Source organism: Vibrio sp. 970 (genome assembly GCF_033339075.1).
Map to the genome: position 1 here is coordinate 420,181 of NZ_JAWOTW010000003.1, position 15,905 is coordinate 436,085.

A 15,905-nucleotide genomic window follows, 5' to 3' on the forward strand; every position below is an offset into this window, starting at 1 on the left:
TTCTGTCCTCTTAACGTTACCATAGCAAGTTAGCGTTCGAGTAACATTTTAGCAACGACCATTTTATCGAAGGCAGAACCATCATGAACGAACCTATCTTTATTATCTATTACATTACGGCAGGCTTGGGCATTGGCTTTCTCGCAGGACTCGTTGGTGTGGGTGGTGGTGGAATGGCCGTCCCTATTTTTGCGTTTCTATTTTCACTACAGGGAATAGCTGATACGGAAGTAGTGCATCTTGCGTTGGGGACATCAATGGCTTCGATGATTGTTACAACATTGGGCAGCATGCGCGCTCACTACAAAAAAGAGAATGTAGACTCGACAATGGTAGTAAAAATGTTGAGCGGAGTTCTAGTCGGAACATTTTGCGCCACATTCGTAGCATCGTATCTACAAGGCGTCTATCTGGCAGGCTTTTTCAGCGTATTCATGTTGTATGTTGCTTATAAGATGTTTCTCAACACTGAAAATGAGTACAACCCTAACCCACATGGGGCTATCGGTAATATCACTGTAGGCTCGGTCATTGGCTCTGTATCAGCACTTGTCTCTATAAGCGGTGCGGGGTTGATCATCCCCTATCTTGTCCAGCAAAATTTTGAAGTAAAACGTGCTATTGGAACCTCTGCTGCGATAGGTTTCCCTATCGCGCTGTCAGGAAGCCTCGGTTACATGTTAAACGGATGGGAAAATACAGATTGGAACAACTTAGTCTTAGGATACATATACCTTCCTGCAATGCTCAGCTTCTCCATTAGTAGCTACTTAACTACTAGCCTCGGCGTGCGTTGTGCAGAGTATTTCCCAAATAAAGTTCTTAAGAAAATCGTTGGTATTTTGTGTGTTCTTCTAAGTTTCAAAATGTTGGTACAAGTACTTAGTTAGAGCAAATAACACGGTCACTAGTAGGCCTTGCACTATGGTGAAAGGATAAGCCTGCAAAAACTTACTTCTCGCTTTGCTGGTCCAAGCACACAATGTGTAAGAAAGCTCCTCATTGTTGCACTCTTATGACTTTGTTAACCTGGCCAGAATTACATCCAAAATGTGCTGATGATTGTCCTTTCTGGAAACCTCGTCACGCTCCTGGCAAAGTGCTTCCTCCCCTTCTGATGCGAGAATTTTAATGCCACGCTCAGTACATTCTGCGAACGCACTAAACTGACTCGCACTGGGGATCTCTTGAAATGTTACATTGGGAAGAGCAACAAGTGATTCGGCTGGTGTCAGTGCGGGATATAGCCGATCAGAGAGCGCCACCACGGTGATAGCATTGTTCATCAAGGCCAGAGTTTCAGGGACAAAAGTTTTCGTTAGCTCAGGGTTGATAACGACGACCGATTTCAGTTTGTTTTCAGACTGAAATCGGGGAAATTTTTGATCCGGGATGCTGGTAATATCAACGTTATTTTCACGTAACCAATGACAGTCTACATTGGTGGCGTTGTGACACGATGTTCGATATTTCTCCGGGCTTATTTGCGCTCCGGAGAGCATCAGCATAGATGTGCCGCCCAGAAAAAAGCCGACCCCCTGCACTGCATCAGTATCTACGCCTCCGGACAGTATCCCGACCGAACTTAATTCGTTCAGCCCAAGCACCAAATCACTGGTTCTGAATGTGATTTCATCGACAGCCATTTCTGCATTGATTTCGTTCGGTGCAGGAGGCTTTGGTACCACAACGACATAACCTTGTTGCGCCAGGCTCGAGGCTATCCAACCACTGTGGGAAAACGCTGACCGTGTTCCGCCCTGCGACAAAAGCACAACGGGAAATTTTCCACTTGCTAAAGGGGCATCTAACTGCGTTTCGACTGATTTAAAAATGTTCCCCCTACCAAACGTGAAATTGTTTTTTTCGTTCGTTGTGGGATACCAATAATAGACTTCTACTGGCTTATCTCTGTCTTCACTGAATCCCGTTTTGATTGTTAGCGCAGAATGGTATTTCGGCTCATTCGTACTGGCGCTGGCACTGACACACAATGTAGCGAGTAGAAACGACATTATTATTTTGGTTTTCATTTTTCCCTCAGTCGGTCAACACATTATTCTGCACGGCATCTAGAAAAATAACGCGCAGGAGATTCTCCATATATTTTGCGAAACACAGCAATTAAGCTATTCATAGTCGAGGTAACCCAAAGAAAATGATAGACCGCTCCAGCTAGAGCCTTTCTTTTCAATAATTTTCTGCGGATATCCACCATGCAGAAGTTCGTACTTTACTCATTGTAAACGACTAATCATTGCCTCTTAAGGCAACATTAGAAAACCAACCGTATTCACAATCCATAACTCCATAACTCATAGTTACACCGATGTATATCTAAGTGAGCCGAAGCTTCATTGCCCATCCAGTGCCCTTTGCATTTTTATAGCAAGGTAGCCAAGCACCATTTTATTACGGACCATTGCTGCGCGGCTAATGCTTTTGTTTTGTATCGTAACTGATTTGCTTACTGACGTTCTTTAGTTGCACTCCTACCTTATTAAATGCCTTTTGAATAGTTGTGGAAACATGCTGGCGGCCCTCTCCTTCAAAAAAGTTAGCTCGATCTTGCTTCGTTTCGAAGACGCAGACTATTTCTAAGCTTTGTGGAAAAGAAGAGAATTTGACGGTATGAGTCACCCAAAGAAAGCCATCGTAGCCTTTTAGCGTATCTTCACAAACTTCGGTCAACACTTCTCTAATTAGATTCTCGACCTTCTTATCTGATTTGCGCATAAATTAAACTTCATTCCTATCTAACGCCTTTAATTAGGTTTCAGTGTACATTGTCTTAAACAGTATTTGGCAGTGGTATTTAGTCAATAGCCTGTAGATGAGGTTATTCGCACGAAGATTTACCGACCTACTCGCTTCGAACTACATCTTACGCTGTTAAAAATAAGCGCTTTGCAACTCTACAAAACGCTTCTAACTTATTAGATTATTTTAAGTGTGTTTCAAGGAATGCAGAAACCTTGTCCATTGCAATGCCGACTGCTTCTGGATGGTCATACAGTTCATAGTGAGACCAATTTTCCAAATTAACCAGCTGTCGGTCTTTTGATTGAACAGAGCGGCCATAAATTTCCTGCCCATCACGATAAGCACCAAACGCCCCGACTTTTTGCCCTACCACGGCCATAACAGGCTGAGTCAATAACGTTTCGGCAAATGCAAAGGCATCCCAGCTCAGTGTTTTCTGTGCATGTGAAAACAGCATACGAGTTGCACCACCTTCGGTTTGTCCACGTGATGTTTTGTAGTATTCAGTAGCTTCGAACACGTCTCGTTCTGTTAATCCATTTTCTTTTGCAAATTCAATATTTGGAGGAAGAAGTTCATCGATTTTCAGCTCTGAGCCGCGAGCTTCGGCTGTTCTCTGTGCAGCCATAGCTTCAAGATTGGCGATAGGGTCGTACATACTAAAGCCTTCACGGAACAAGCGGCCTAAGTTAACAGGCGTAATACCTACGACAGCTTTCAAGCGCTTTTCGGTTAGGGCTGAATTGATCATGTAACCACCACCGCCGCAGATACCGAGTCCACCAATTCTATTCTCATCGACATATGGTAAAGTTACTGCATAGTCGATAACGCGACTGATATCTTCAACACGTTGACTTGGGTCTTCTACGTAGCGAGGCAATCCCCCCGATTCTCCTTGGAAGCTCGCGTCAAATGCGATCACGACGTAACCTAACTCAGTAAGGGCTTTACCATAGACAGCGCTGGATGTTTGTTCTTTACAACTACCAAAAGGATGAACACTTATCATTGTTGGGTAGCGTTTCGATTCATTGAAGCCTTTTGGGAATAAAATTAATGCAGACATATCCCAAGCCATATCAGCATTTCTAAAAGTGATTTTTTGCATATTCATAATCAATACCTTAAGAGTAAAAAGCCTTGAGAGCAGAAAGGCTCGAAGCAATTGAGCCTTTCATCGGGAATATTAAAGAGTGCGTTGGAAGAAAGATGCGAGTTGGGATACTGCGTCATCGACGTATTCGGCAACATCATAAAGCGACATATGGTTTGCACCATCAATGGCATACAAGGTTTTATCTGAACTCGCTGCACGCTCTATCAGGTCATCACTCATCCATTTGCTGCCTGCGTCACTACCAACGACAGCAAGAATTGGCTGAGTTAGGAATGCTTCCGCTTTGTGGTACGCATCGTAAGTAATGATCTGGTTTAAGTTACGAGTTAGAGCAAAACCCGGCGCATTTGGATGTTCACAACGTGGTGTGTGGTAATACTCCCAAGCTTCGCGTAGCTCTGCATTTGAGGCATCTTCTTCACGCATCGGAGCTAGAGGAATAGTCGCGAATTCTGTACCATTCGTGTCGGTTGTGCGAGCATTCGAACCAAATTCTAAGTAACCAACAGCGTCAGCATCGTTAACCGAATTATCCCAACCATTACGGAACATTTGGCCAATGTTTACGGCACTAACCATACCCAGAGCTTTGATTCGACGATCATTGATCGCTGCATTTGCACTATAGCCCGCACCAGCACAAATCCCCATTGCGCCAATTTTATCGTTATCGACGTACTCTAACATTGTCAGATAGTCGACGACTGCGCTCACGTCTTCAGTACTCGTGTAAGGGTTTTCCATTTGGCGAGGCTCACCTGTACTTTCACCTTGATACGAACGGTCAAACGCAATGGCAATTATGCCGCTTTTTGCAAGTTTACTCGCATATAGGCCTGCGGTTTGCTCTTTTACGCCACCACCTGGGTGTGAAACAACAACCGCCGCATATTGTTTACTTGCATCAAAATCTGTAGGGAAGTTGATAACCGCTGAAATCTCAATACCTTGACCATTGAGATTTTTGAAAGTGACTTTAGACATAGCGACATTCTCCATTAGAGGTTAACTGTTCATCTCAGGCTGACCTAAGCTTCGATGTAATATTAGTCAACACACTGTTTCGGATAAATATCGTTTTATCTACATGACTGTTTAGTTATACTTAACAAATGAGAATAGAACCTTCTTTAATTTCATCACTGACGTGGTTTGCACATATTGCTCGCCATCGCAGTTTCACTAAAGCAGCCTTAGAAATGGGGGTAACCCGTGCTGCCTTATCACAACACCTAAAAGCGTTAGAACAACAGCTACAAGTTCGGTTAATTAATCGAACCACCAGAAGTATGTCGCTGACGGAAGAAGGCCAACGTCTGCTTGATATTTTGCAACCTTCATTGGTGAACATTGAGCAGGTCGTTAACGAATTGAACGACTCTCATCTTGAGCCTTCGGGATTAATCCGTATCAGTGTATCAAGAACCGCTGCTCGGCTGCTTATTGAGCCCTATCTAGGTGAGTTCCTCTCTCGTTATCCTAAAATACGCCTAGAGCTAATCATGGATGATGGGTTTTCTAACATCGTCGCAGAAGGCGTTGACGCTGGCATTCGCTTAGGATTAAGCTTAGATGAACATATGGTTGCGATCCCTATTACTCCGCCGTTAACAACGGCAATAGTGAGCTCTCCTGAATACTTTAGGCAAAATGGACTACCTCAAACTCCTGAGGATTTAGAAGATCACAATTGCCTTGCTTATCGTTTTACCTCTAGCGGAACAATTGATCATTGGTCGCTAACCTCTCCAGATGTTGCAAAGCGCACCCTCGTTTTCGAGCCTAAAGGTAATGCTATTTTTAATGATGACTATAGTATGTTACAAGCTGCAATACAGGGTGTGGGTTTAGTGAAGCATATTGATTTATGGGTGGAAAAGCACATAGATGAGGGAAGATTGACCCGAGTTCTGACACCTTGGTGCAAAGAGTTTCCAGGGTTTTATTTATATATGCCTTCACGAGAGCATATGCCGAAAAAAATCCGCGTCTTGATGGATTTTTTAATCGAAAAGCGCGAAGCTCTGAAACTCAAAGAGTAATTACCAAATTGCTTTAAATAAAAAAGCGAGCACGAGGCTCGCTTTTAACTTTCTGTTTTCGTTATATATTACAATAGCTCAACCGATTGTTTAGCTATCACAAATTCCTCGTTAGTAGGAATAACAAGAGCTTTGGCACCTAACAACTCAGATGCTGCAATAACACCTGCGTTACCAAATCTTGCATCTTCGTTACCTTTCTCATCTTCAACAAAACCTAACAGTTTTAGGTTTTTCAAGATTTCACGACGAATTGGTAGTGAGTTTTCACCAATACCACCAGTGAAGATGATGCCGTCTAATGAATCCAGAGCCGCGAGGTAGGATGTAATGTATTTCGCAACGCGGTAAGTGAAGATCTCAAATGCCAACTTCGCACGTGAATTCCCCGCTTCCATTGCTTCTAGTACGCCACGAGCATCACTTGTCACACCAGATACACCTAAGAAACCTGACTTCTTGTTCATCATCTCGAACACTTCGTCTTTTTCCCAGCCTTTACGGAAAAGGAACTCGATAACACTTGGGTCGAGGTCACCACAGCGAGTGCCCATCATTAGGCCAGCTAACGGCGTCAAACCCATACTTGTATCAACACATTCGCCATTTTTAACCGCACTCACTGATGCACCGTTACCTAAGTGCACAGTGATAAAGCTGCTTTCTTCAACCGGCTTATCTAGCATTTTCGCTGCTTCACGGCTTACGTAGTAGTGGCTTGTACCGTGAGCACCGTAACGACGCACTTTATGCTCTTCGTAAAGCTCGTAAGGAAGTGCGTACATAAAGGCTTTGGCTGGCATTGTTTGGTGGAAAGCAGTGTCAAATACAGCAAATTGAGGCAGTGAAGGGAACGCCGCCATTGCCGCTCTCATGCCTTCAGCGTTCGCTTTGTTATGAAGTGGTGCAAGTTCAGCAAGGCGCTCTACTTCTTGAATAACTGTTTCATCAACTTTCACAGTTCCTTTAAAGGTTTCACCGCCTGCGACAATGCGATGGCCTACAGCGACAAATTTTGAGCTCAAACCTAGAGTTTCGAGTAGTTTTACCACTCGCTCAACAGCGTACTGATGATGGTTACCGCCAGCTGGAATTGCTTCAACGGTTTTTTCTCCCTGATATTTCCAACTGATTTCAGCTTCAGGTAGGCCAAAACACTCACCAATACCTGATACCAAAGCTTCACCGGTTTCAGAATCAATAACAGCAAATTTTAATGAAGAGCTACCAGAGTTGATCACCAGTACAAACGAATTAGACATGAAATAGTTATCCTGTTGTAGAGCAGAGGTTGTAATAGCGCTTGTGCGCTGCGTACTTCTTGTTTGCCCCTCTATTATTCAATAATTTTTTAATCTTTCAACAATCTTTTAGTAAAAGCGATTTGATTGAACAAATTTTGTTGATCTGTAGCAAGTTTTGATTTTATTTGAAGACTAAAAAATATCACTTGTTAAACATAATTTATGAATAGGTCAATTTGTACAAAGTCAGATATATAAGCTACGTTGTTTATTGGGTGAACAAAAATAACAAACCAATCAATAAGTCGGGGTAATAATGTGCCCACTATTGCATTTCTATTAGTGATCTTAGGTTTGATTTTGCTCTGCTGGGGATGGCAGATGACAAAAAACATCTGCTCGAAAACTGACGTAACCGGGTGGACTTTCCTATTATTGTTAATCAGCTGTTTCATTTTTGCTTATGCCGTTTTTTTGCACGCCATCATGCAAAAACCTATTGCTTCTCTCTTAGAAACTGGGGTTTCTCTTATACTTTTTGGCGGCAGTATCTTTGTCGTGCTGGTGATTAAGTGGAGCAACGATTCGATATTAGAGCTTCATACCGTTGCTGAAAGAGAGAAGCGCAATGCTGTCCATGACGCTCTTACTGGGCTCCCTAATCGTAAATACTGCTTTGAGTCTATCGAAGGCAGAATACAATCTAGAGACCCATTCTCGGTGATCCTTTTTGACGTGGTTAATTTTAAACAGGTCAACGATGCAATGGGTCACTTTTGTGGAGACCAGTTACTTATTCAAATTGGTCAACGCCTTCAGGGGAAACTGAAAGGCAATGACCAGATATTCCGCGTTGGTGGTGATGAATTTGTCATCCTGACATCTTCTGCATGCGAGGAAACGGGTAAAAAACTCATAGAAGAACTAGATTCTGCAATGTCTGAACGCTTTCATTTAGATGAGTTTCAAGTTTCCTGCCGCGTTGTTTTTGGTATAAGCACCTACCCATATGACGCCCTAACCAATGATCTTTTGATCAAGCACGCAGATATCGCTATGTATCACGCCAAGCGTAATGGCAATCTTTTTGCGTTTTATAATGAGGATATGAACGTCGGGGCTAAGTACCAACTTGAGATATCTTCTCGTATTCAATGTGCGCTTGAAAAAGAGGAGTTTCAGTTGTATTACCAACCGTTGATTGATGCACACACTAACTTAGCTGTCGGTTTTGAAGCAGTGATTCGTTGGCATGACGAAAATGGTAAAACGATCTCACCCAACGACTTCATTCCTATCGCAGAGCGTAGCAATCAGGTGCACAACATTACCATGTGGGTTCTTAACCAAGTAGAAAGGGATCTGCAAACATTTATAGAGAAAGGCATTAAGCTTCCTGTCCACGTAAACTTATCAGCGAAAGATCTCTCATCTAACTTGCTGTTTAATCGCTTAGAAACTTTGCTCAAAGTAAACCCGCAATTCGCTGACCTAATAAGTTTAGAGATCACTGAAACGATGGCGATCGATAGGGTCGTTGAGCTCAACCCCTTAATTCATCAAATTAAAGGATTAGGTATAAAGATCAGCTTGGATGATTTTGGCACTGGGTATTCATCTTTGTCACTGTTAAGAGATCTTCCGGTTGATCAAATTAAAATCGACCGCTCATTTCTCTCCACAGCAAGCCGCACAGAAGGCTCCCGCTCTATCGTTGAGAACACGATTGCGCTAGCACATGGATTAGGGTATTCGGTCGTAGCAGAAGGCGTTCAAGACATGGACACACTGCATTTTTTGAGAAGTCGAGGATGTGACATCATTCAGGGTTACTTGTTCTGTCCTGCCCTGCCCTTAGACGAAGTAATAAGTTGGGTAAACAAACACGATGAAAAGCAAAACCGTATTAGACGCGCATAAAAAAGCCGAGCGCTTTGCTCGGCTTTCAATTCTTTGTGTAGCAACTTAAACCGTCGCTTTAATCACTCGTGATTATGCGTCTGTACGACGGCCACGACCGTGACCACGTTCACCACGATGTGCACCACGGTGATCACCACCACGGTTGCGATCGAAACGACGTTCGCCACCTTCGCGATTGCCATCGCGGTTGCCGTCACGGTTACCGCGGAAGCCACCTTCGCGACGACCGCCTTCACGACGATCACCACCACGATTGCCGCCTTCGCGGTTGCCACGGTAACCACCGCCATCACGACGACCACCATCGCGACGACCACCGTCACGGCGACCACCACGAGACTCGCGGAAATCATCGAAGTCACATACTACAGCACCAACATCTTGTTGACGGATACGTAGTTTGCTTAGCTTGTTCGCCGCGTCTGAAGTCATTGCTTTAGGTAGCTGTACGAATGTGTGACCTTGAGCTAGCTTGATCGCACCGATAGAACCTTTACCTAGACCTAGTTCGTTTGCTAGAGCACCAACGATGTCTTTAACTTGAACGCCTTGCTCACGACCAACTTGAAGCTGGTAAGTATCCCAGTCTTGGTTGTTGAAGTTACGACCGCCATCGCGACCACCTTCACGGCGCTCTTTACGACGTTGCTTGTCACGCTCAATTGCTTCAACCATTGGGTCTTCGCCAATGTAGAACAGAGGACGTTTGCCTTGCTGACGCTTAAGAAGCATAGCAGCAAGTGTTGCTGGGTCGATGTCTAGAGAAGTTTGTAGTTTCTCTACCAGCTCAGCAAATTTGTCTAGTGCTTTGTGCTCTTTCTCTGCTTCAAGCTCAGCGCCTAGCTTAGCTAGACGAGCTTCAGCAACTTGGTCACGTAGAGGAAGTTGGATTTCTTCCATAGATGACTTAGTTACACGCTCGATAGTGCGAAGCATACGAATTTGGTTAGTGCGAACTAGAAGGATCGCTTTACCTTTACGTCCAGCACGGCCAGTACGACCGATACGGTGGATGTATGACTCAACATCAAATGGGATGTCGTAGTTAAATACGTGCGTAATACGTGGAACGTCAAGACCACGAGCTACAACATCAGTTGCAACTAGGATGTCAATAACACCTTGTTTGATGTGATCAACAGTACGTTCACGTAGAGACTGAGGAATGTCACCGTGCAGTGCAGCTGCTTTGAAGCCACGTGCAGATAGCCAGTCAGCCAGACGCTCAGTATCTTGACGAGTACGTACGAATACGATTGACGCGTCAGTTTCTTCAGTTTCAAGAAGACGAGACATTGCTTCATCTTTCTCTACACCTTTCACTACCCAGAACTGTTGTTGAACTTTGTCTACAGTGTGGTTTTTACCAGCAACGTCAACCGTTACAGGGTCACGAAGGAAACGTTCAACGATCTTCTTCAGCATTGGAGGCATAGTTGCAGAAAACAGAACGCGTTGTGCTGACTCTGGAGCGTGCTCCATGATCGCAGTTACGTCATCTACGAAACCCATGTTTAGCATTTCGTCTGCTTCATCAAGAACGAAAGTACTAACTTCGTCTAGGTGTAGACGTTCGCGATTGATAAGATCTTGAACACGGCCTGGAGTACCGACAACTACATGAGCGCCACTTTTAAGAGCACGCATTTGGTCGACAATAGATGCGCCACCGTAAATCTCTAGAACTTTCAAACCTTTGATGTTTTTACCAAGGTTTTTCATTTCCGCTGCAACCTGAATTGCCAGCTCACGAGTCGGAGCAAGTACAATCGCTTGCGGTTTGCGTTGGTTTAGATCGAGTTTGTTGAGAAGAGGCAGAGAGAACGCTGCTGTTTTACCTGTACCTGTTTGAGCTTTACCCAGCGCGTCAGCACCTTCCAATAGGTGTGGGATTGCCGCAGCCTGAATTGGAGTTGGTGACACGAAACCCATTCCGTCTAGAGCAGAAAGGATAGAATCATTCAGAGATAAATCACTGAATTGAATAACAGAATCTTGCATTGGGATCCTACTTAATTAAACAAAAAAACAGTCCCATATGCTCTTCCAATTCGATACTGATCCATCCAGATACTGATTCCATTCAGACGGGAACACAGCACAGTACACAACCGCGATAAGCCATTAGGGACGACTAAGGGAGGCGGATTATTCCTTAAAAGCATAAAAAAATCCAGAAAAAATTGAATTACATCACAATTTATTCTCAACAATGGTATTTTTAGCATATTTTTCCACCAACCCTACCATTCCCCGTAGATTCGCGTAACTCACAGATGAGAATTTCATCAATATTTAAGCCAATTTCTCGTGGTTAAATTGGCAAAATTCACGGCGAAATTACGCTCCACAGGTAGTAATAATAGCTCGCAATGATTATAGTGTGCCCAACTCCATAGGTAATTTAAGAAAAGATGTTTCAAGATAACCCACTACTCGCTCAGCTTAAGCAGCAAATCCAAGAAAACCTGCCTAAAAAAGAAGGCTCAATAAAAGCCGCAGATAAAGGCTTTGGCTTTTTGGAAGTGGACAGTAAGACGAGCTTCTTCATCCCGCCTGCGTACATGAAAAAGTGCATGCACGGTGACAAAGTCATCGCCATTATCCGCACCGAAAATGAACGCGAAGTTGCAGAGCCACAAGAGCTGCTAGAACAAGCCGTGACTCGCTTTATTGGTCGAGTAAAAATGTTCAAAGGCAAGCTCAACGTAGCACCTGATCACCCACAGCTTAAAAAGCTATCTCTTAAAGCGAAACTAAAGAAAGGTCTAAAACCTGACGAGTTCGCCGAAGGTGATTGGGTTGTCGCACATCTTATTCGCCACCCTCTAAAAGGCGATAACTCTTTCTTCGTAGAAATTTCTGAAAAAATCACTGACGCGAATGATAAAATTGCGCCTTGGTGGGTAACGCTTGCTCAAAACGATCTACCAAACTCTGAGCCAGCAGGCATCGATAACTGGGAACTGAAAGACGACGCGGAGCTAGAACGCGTAGACATGACTCATGTTCCATTCGTCACTATCGACGGTGAATCGACTAAAGATATGGACGATGCGCTGTACGCGAAGAAAACCGTATCTGGCGATTTCGAACTCACCATCGCTATTGCGGACCCAACCGCTTACATCACACCTGAAGATGAAATGGATAAAGTAGCGCGTGAGCGTGGCTATACTATCTATCTTCCAGGACGCAACATCCCGATGCTACCTCGCGATTTAGCGGACAACCTATGTTCTCTGATTGAAGGTGAAACCCGCCCTGCTATTTGCTGTACCGTAACGGTAAGTAAAGATGGTGTGATTGGCGACGATATTAAATTCTTCGCGGCAAACATCAAATCACATGCACGCCTAGCATACGATCATGTGTCTGATTGGTTAGAAAACGGCAGCTCTGAAGCATGGACGCCATCTGAAGAGATCGCGACCATCGTTCGTGATCTTTATGAGTTCTCTCTTGCTCGCGCTGAATGGCGTGAGAAAAACGCAGTGGTCTTCCCTGATCGTCCTGACTACCGTTTTGAGCTCAGTGAAGATAACGATGTAATCGCTATCCACGCAGACATGCGCCGCAGTGCAAACCGTCTTGTTGAAGAATCCATGATTACCGCAAACATCTGTGCAGGTCGTACATTACGCGATAAATTTGAAACAGGTGTCTTCAATACGCATGCAGGTATCAAGAACGAGAAGATTGAAGAAGTGGTTCAACTTGTCAATCCAGAAGGCCAGTTGGAGTTCACAGCGGAGTCTATTGCTACGCTAGAAGGCTTTGCTGCGTTGCGCCGCTGGTTGGCAGCTCAAGAAACGTCTTATCTAGATAACCGCATTCGTAAGTTCCAAGCATACAGTGAGGTGGGTAATCAGCCTCTGCCTCATTACGCAATGGGTTTAGACATCTATGCAACTTGGACATCACCAATTCGTAAATACGGTGATATGATCAACCACCGTATGTTGAAGGCCGTCATCCTTGGTAAAGAACCCGTACAAAAACCAGATGACCAAGTAGGCGAAGAGCTAGCTCTACATCGTAAACATCATAAAATCGCTGAGCGAAATGTCTCAGATTGGCTATATGCACGCACGCTTGCTGATGAGCCGAGTAAGAAAACTTGTTTCACAGGTGAGATTTTCGATATTAATCGTGCAGGCGCACGTGTCCGACTTCTCGAAAATGGCGCAGCAGCCTTTATTCCTGGTGCACTAATTCTTGATAATAAAGAAAGAATTGAGTGCAATGGCGACAACGGTACCATCTCTATCGATAAAGAGGTCGTATACAAACTTGGGGATACATTGGAAATTGTCCTTACGGACGTAAACCAAGAAAACCGCAGTTTAGTTGCAAAGCCAACCCAGGTATTCGCTGAACAACCAGCAGCACAAACAGAACAGACTGTAAGTGAGTAATACCGAATGAAGTTAAAAGGCGCTCTATTGAGCGCCTTTTTTATTTGTTATGTAAAACGATAAGAAAGAGTATGCCGAACATTGAGATCATTCGCTTTAATCACTTCACTGCGCGCAAAAGTGAGCGTTACACTGCAACACATAATGGGTTATATATTGTTGAAGAAGGTGCCCTATTAGTTCATCAACCTAATGGCGAGCAATTTGAACTTAAAGCCGGAGATTTCACACTCTATAACTCCGCAGATCTGAGCAGTGCAGAAGCCGTCTCTAGTGACGGAGGCTTTAAAGCACTGGCTTTAGTCTTCAATCCAAATATATTCTGTGACTTTAAGAAAGCGCACCCGATGCTACGTTCCAAAACGGAAGAAAGGCGCTTCTATCCTTTTTCAACGCAATCCAGTGGCGAAGTAGCACAATTGAAGGACATGTTGGTTAAGTTAGCGAGTCGCAACGCTCCAGACTACACACAAAGCCATATCGCAATGGCATTGCTGTCGTTGATGGTTGAGGTAGAGCCAAACATCCTATCTATCATAGATGACGCAAGTAGCCTGAGCGACTCTCAAAAAGCCATTAAGTACATTGAGGGTAATATTGAAAAAGACATCACGCTAGAAGGCTTAGCGGCTCATATGAGCATGTCCATCGCAACCTTAAAACGTCGCCTCGCCGCAGATGATCTTTCGTTTTCTCAGATATTAAAGGTGAAACGGATAAACTTCGCAGCAACCCAACTGCGCAAGTCAGAAAAATCAATAACAGAAATAGCGTTTGAGTCTGGTTTTAAAAGTGCAGCGCATTTCAGTACAGCATTTAAATCCGTTTACAACATGACCCCCAAAGACTTTAGAAACCAAGTCGTTAAGCCTAAAGTATAAATCATGTCGGCATTCGCATCCGTTGGGCTCACCCTATTCCCAAAAACACGCTTGAGGATCACGCTCCAATTCGTTGAGTAAGTCCTCAAGCATTCGGCTAAATGGAAGTGGCTTATAAGGCACCCACCTTAACAGCTCGTTGTGATATGTGGGAACATAGAAATACCAAAGTTGGTTGTCCTCATCAAACATGATCTTCGCGACGGGAGAAGTATACTCGCTATGCTGGGAGTCGAGGAGAAAATGCGCCCGATGAAGCTCAACGCCATTTTCTACTAGCTCATAGAGGCACTTGCCCTGTTCGACAGGCAAGTTAGCATTACGCGCAGAGCAGAGCGATTGAACTGATTTGTATAAACGACTTGTCGCCATTTGGGACACTGACATCAACGTTCTCCCGATGGATGATAGTTAGAGCTGTCGATCCTAGTATATAACCTTTACATCATCACCGATGGTAGTTATCTACCTAACTCAAGTATAAGATAGCTATATTATCATTTGCCCAGATTATCATCTCAATCCACTTGGAAACGCTAGCTCCATCACCTCTTGACTAGAAACAATTCCCCTGTTTAGCGCTAACAGTTCACAAAAGTGTAACCTGAACGCAATATCATAAACTCTGCTTTATCCCGTATATGGAGTTTAATATGTTACGTTTTACTGTGGCGACGTTATTGGCCATAGCAGTCTCCCTCCCTACCATTGCAAAAGAAATCAACATCTCGGGTTCAACTTCGGTTGCTCGTGTGATGGATGTACTTGCTGAGGAATACAACAAAACACACCCAGACGATTACGTTGCTGTTCAGGGCATTGGTTCGAGTGCTGGTATCACCATGGTCAATAAAGGAGTAGCCGAAATAGGCATGAGCTCTCGCTATCTGACTGAAAGCGAAAAAGGTGAAGATCTCAATGTATACCCTATCGCTTATGATGGCCTCGCTGTTGTTGTAAACCGTACCAACTCTGTAGAAAACCTTTCTCAGCAACAGCTGTTTGATATTTACAAAGGTAAGATTAAGAATTGGAAAGAGGTCGGGGGCGCAGATCAGCCTATCGCGGTGGTTACTAGAGAAGCGTCTTCAGGTTCACGTTACAGCTTCGAAAGCTTGCTGGGACTGACCAAAATCGTTAATGATCGCCTTGTCTCGGATATCAGCCCAAACAACTTGGTTGTAAACAGCAACAGCATGGTAAAAACCATTGTTAACCATAACACTCGCGCCATTGGTTTTATCTCTGTAGGGTCAGTAGATCGCTCGATCAAGGCGATTCAGTTAGATGGTATTGACCCAACCTCGACAAACATTAGCAATCATAAGTACAAGTTGGCGCGACCATTCCTAGTGCTATACAAAGTAGATAAGATTAGCGATGCAGGTAAAGGTTTTATCGCTTTCCTTCGTTCAGAGCAGGGACAAAAAGCGATTGCAGATTACGGTTATACGCCAGTAAAAAACTTTAATCAGTAAAAATGAAAAAGAGAGCACCCTGATGCTCTCTTTTAC

Annotated in this window: 13 protein-coding genes; 6 read left to right on the top strand and 7 right to left on the bottom strand. The window is 44.0% G+C overall.

Features of this window, described 5'->3' with window-relative positions:
• Positions 1 to 83: 83 nt before the first annotated feature.
• The gene (locus R7Q11_RS06785; protein WP_062730947.1) at positions 84 to 890 is read left to right on the top strand and encodes a sulfite exporter TauE/SafE family protein; all 807 of its coding nucleotides are present in this window, start codon (positions 84 to 86) and stop codon (positions 888 to 890) included.
• 123 nt (positions 891 to 1,013) lie between these two features.
• Here the strand turns inward: R7Q11_RS06785 and R7Q11_RS06790 are convergent, their stop codons facing one another.
• The 4 genes from R7Q11_RS06790 to R7Q11_RS06805 all read right to left on the bottom strand — a co-directional run bounded on the left by R7Q11_RS06790 (position 1,014) and on the right by R7Q11_RS06805 (position 4,867).
• On the bottom strand, positions 1,014 to 2,033 hold the full coding sequence (locus R7Q11_RS06790) for an alpha/beta hydrolase family protein (RefSeq protein ID WP_062730946.1): 1,020 nt from the start codon (positions 2,031 to 2,033) through the stop codon (positions 1,014 to 1,016).
• 400 nt (positions 2,034 to 2,433) lie between these two features.
• Positions 2,434 to 2,736 carry a hypothetical protein gene (locus R7Q11_RS06795; RefSeq protein ID WP_005375707.1) on the bottom strand — a complete coding sequence of 101 codons (303 nt, stop codon included), beginning with the start codon at positions 2,734 to 2,736 and terminating at the stop codon, positions 2,434 to 2,436.
• 205 nt (positions 2,737 to 2,941) lie between these two features.
• Positions 2,942 to 3,880: an alpha/beta hydrolase gene (locus tag R7Q11_RS06800; RefSeq protein ID WP_225466318.1), complete on the bottom strand. Its 939-nt coding sequence runs from the start codon at positions 3,878 to 3,880 to the stop codon at positions 2,942 to 2,944.
• Positions 3,881 to 3,952: 72 nt separating this feature from the next.
• Entirely contained in the window at positions 3,953 to 4,867 is a 915-nt protein-coding gene (locus R7Q11_RS06805) for an alpha/beta hydrolase (RefSeq protein WP_225466319.1), read from the bottom strand.
• 128 nt (positions 4,868 to 4,995) lie between these two features.
• Between R7Q11_RS06805 and R7Q11_RS06810 the strand changes: the two genes are divergently transcribed.
• Complete coding sequence (locus R7Q11_RS06810; protein ID WP_062730945.1) at positions 4,996 to 5,925, top strand: LysR family transcriptional regulator; 930 nt, start codon at positions 4,996 to 4,998, stop codon at positions 5,923 to 5,925.
• 68 nt (positions 5,926 to 5,993) lie between these two features.
• On the opposite strand, the gene R7Q11_RS06815 is transcribed toward R7Q11_RS06810, so the two are convergent.
• A complete protein-coding gene (locus R7Q11_RS06815; RefSeq protein ID WP_053350660.1) occupies positions 5,994 to 7,187 on the bottom strand; it encodes an acetate/propionate family kinase in 1,194 nt (397 codons plus the stop codon).
• A gap of 363 nt (positions 7,188 to 7,550) precedes the next feature.
• Between R7Q11_RS06815 and R7Q11_RS06820 the strand changes: the two genes are divergently transcribed.
• Positions 7,551 to 9,089: a putative bifunctional diguanylate cyclase/phosphodiesterase gene (locus tag R7Q11_RS06820; RefSeq protein ID WP_031781023.1), complete on the top strand. Its 1,539-nt coding sequence runs from the start codon at positions 7,551 to 7,553 to the stop codon at positions 9,087 to 9,089.
• Between the two features lie 72 nt (positions 9,090 to 9,161).
• Here the strand turns inward: R7Q11_RS06820 and R7Q11_RS06825 are convergent, their stop codons facing one another.
• Entirely contained in the window at positions 9,162 to 11,093 is a 1,932-nt protein-coding gene (locus R7Q11_RS06825; RefSeq protein ID WP_005375680.1) for a DEAD/DEAH box helicase, read from the bottom strand.
• Positions 11,094 to 11,506: 413 nt separating this feature from the next.
• Between R7Q11_RS06825 and rnb the strand changes: the two genes are divergently transcribed.
• Both rnb and R7Q11_RS06835 read left to right on the top strand, forming a co-directional pair.
• The gene (rnb, locus tag R7Q11_RS06830) at positions 11,507 to 13,510 is read left to right on the top strand and encodes an exoribonuclease II (RefSeq protein WP_225466320.1); all 2,004 of its coding nucleotides are present in this window, start codon (positions 11,507 to 11,509) and stop codon (positions 13,508 to 13,510) included.
• A gap of 71 nt (positions 13,511 to 13,581) precedes the next feature.
• A complete protein-coding gene (locus R7Q11_RS06835; RefSeq protein ID WP_064354616.1) occupies positions 13,582 to 14,391 on the top strand; it encodes a helix-turn-helix transcriptional regulator in 810 nt (269 codons plus the stop codon).
• 33 nt (positions 14,392 to 14,424) lie between these two features.
• Here the strand turns inward: R7Q11_RS06835 and R7Q11_RS06840 are convergent, their stop codons facing one another.
• Entirely contained in the window at positions 14,425 to 14,778 is a 354-nt protein-coding gene (locus tag R7Q11_RS06840; protein WP_017635751.1) for a DUF3024 domain-containing protein, read from the bottom strand.
• Positions 14,779 to 15,044: 266 nt separating this feature from the next.
• Here R7Q11_RS06840 and R7Q11_RS06845 point away from each other — a divergent pair, with 266 nt between their 5' ends.
• A complete protein-coding gene (locus R7Q11_RS06845) occupies positions 15,045 to 15,869 on the top strand; it encodes a phosphate ABC transporter substrate-binding protein (protein WP_017635752.1) in 825 nt (274 codons plus the stop codon).
• Positions 15,870 to 15,905: the final 36 nt, after the last annotated feature.

Bases quoted from the DNA above. Each gene is read 5' to 3' on its own strand.
- R7Q11_RS06845 (WP_017635752.1), top strand. From the start codon at position 15,045: ATGTTACGTTTTACTGTGGCGACGTTATTGGCCATAGCAGTCTCCCTC.
- R7Q11_RS06840 (WP_017635751.1), bottom strand. From the start codon at position 14,778: ATGTCAGTGTCCCAAATGGCGACAAGTCGTTTATACAAATCAGTTCAA.
- R7Q11_RS06825 (WP_005375680.1), bottom strand. From the start codon at position 11,093: ATGCAAGATTCTGTTATTCAATTCAGTGATTTATCTCTGAATGATTCT.
- R7Q11_RS06795 (WP_005375707.1), bottom strand. From the start codon at position 2,736: ATGCGCAAATCAGATAAGAAGGTCGAGAATCTAATTAGAGAAGTGTTG.
- R7Q11_RS06835 (WP_064354616.1), top strand. From the start codon at position 13,582: ATGCCGAACATTGAGATCATTCGCTTTAATCACTTCACTGCGCGCAAA.
- R7Q11_RS06805 (WP_225466319.1), bottom strand. From the start codon at position 4,867: ATGTCTAAAGTCACTTTCAAAAATCTCAATGGTCAAGGTATTGAGATT.
- rnb (WP_225466320.1), top strand. From the start codon at position 11,507: ATGTTTCAAGATAACCCACTACTCGCTCAGCTTAAGCAGCAAATCCAA.
- R7Q11_RS06790 (WP_062730946.1), bottom strand. From the start codon at position 2,033: ATGAAAACCAAAATAATAATGTCGTTTCTACTCGCTACATTGTGTGTC.
- R7Q11_RS06820 (WP_031781023.1), top strand. From the start codon at position 7,551: ATGACAAAAAACATCTGCTCGAAAACTGACGTAACCGGGTGGACTTTC.
- R7Q11_RS06800 (WP_225466318.1), bottom strand. From the start codon at position 3,880: ATGAATATGCAAAAAATCACTTTTAGAAATGCTGATATGGCTTGGGAT.
- R7Q11_RS06810 (WP_062730945.1), top strand. From the start codon at position 4,996: ATGAGAATAGAACCTTCTTTAATTTCATCACTGACGTGGTTTGCACAT.
- R7Q11_RS06815 (WP_053350660.1), bottom strand. From the start codon at position 7,187: ATGTCTAATTCGTTTGTACTGGTGATCAACTCTGGTAGCTCTTCATTA.
- R7Q11_RS06785 (WP_062730947.1), top strand. From the start codon at position 84: ATGAACGAACCTATCTTTATTATCTATTACATTACGGCAGGCTTGGGC.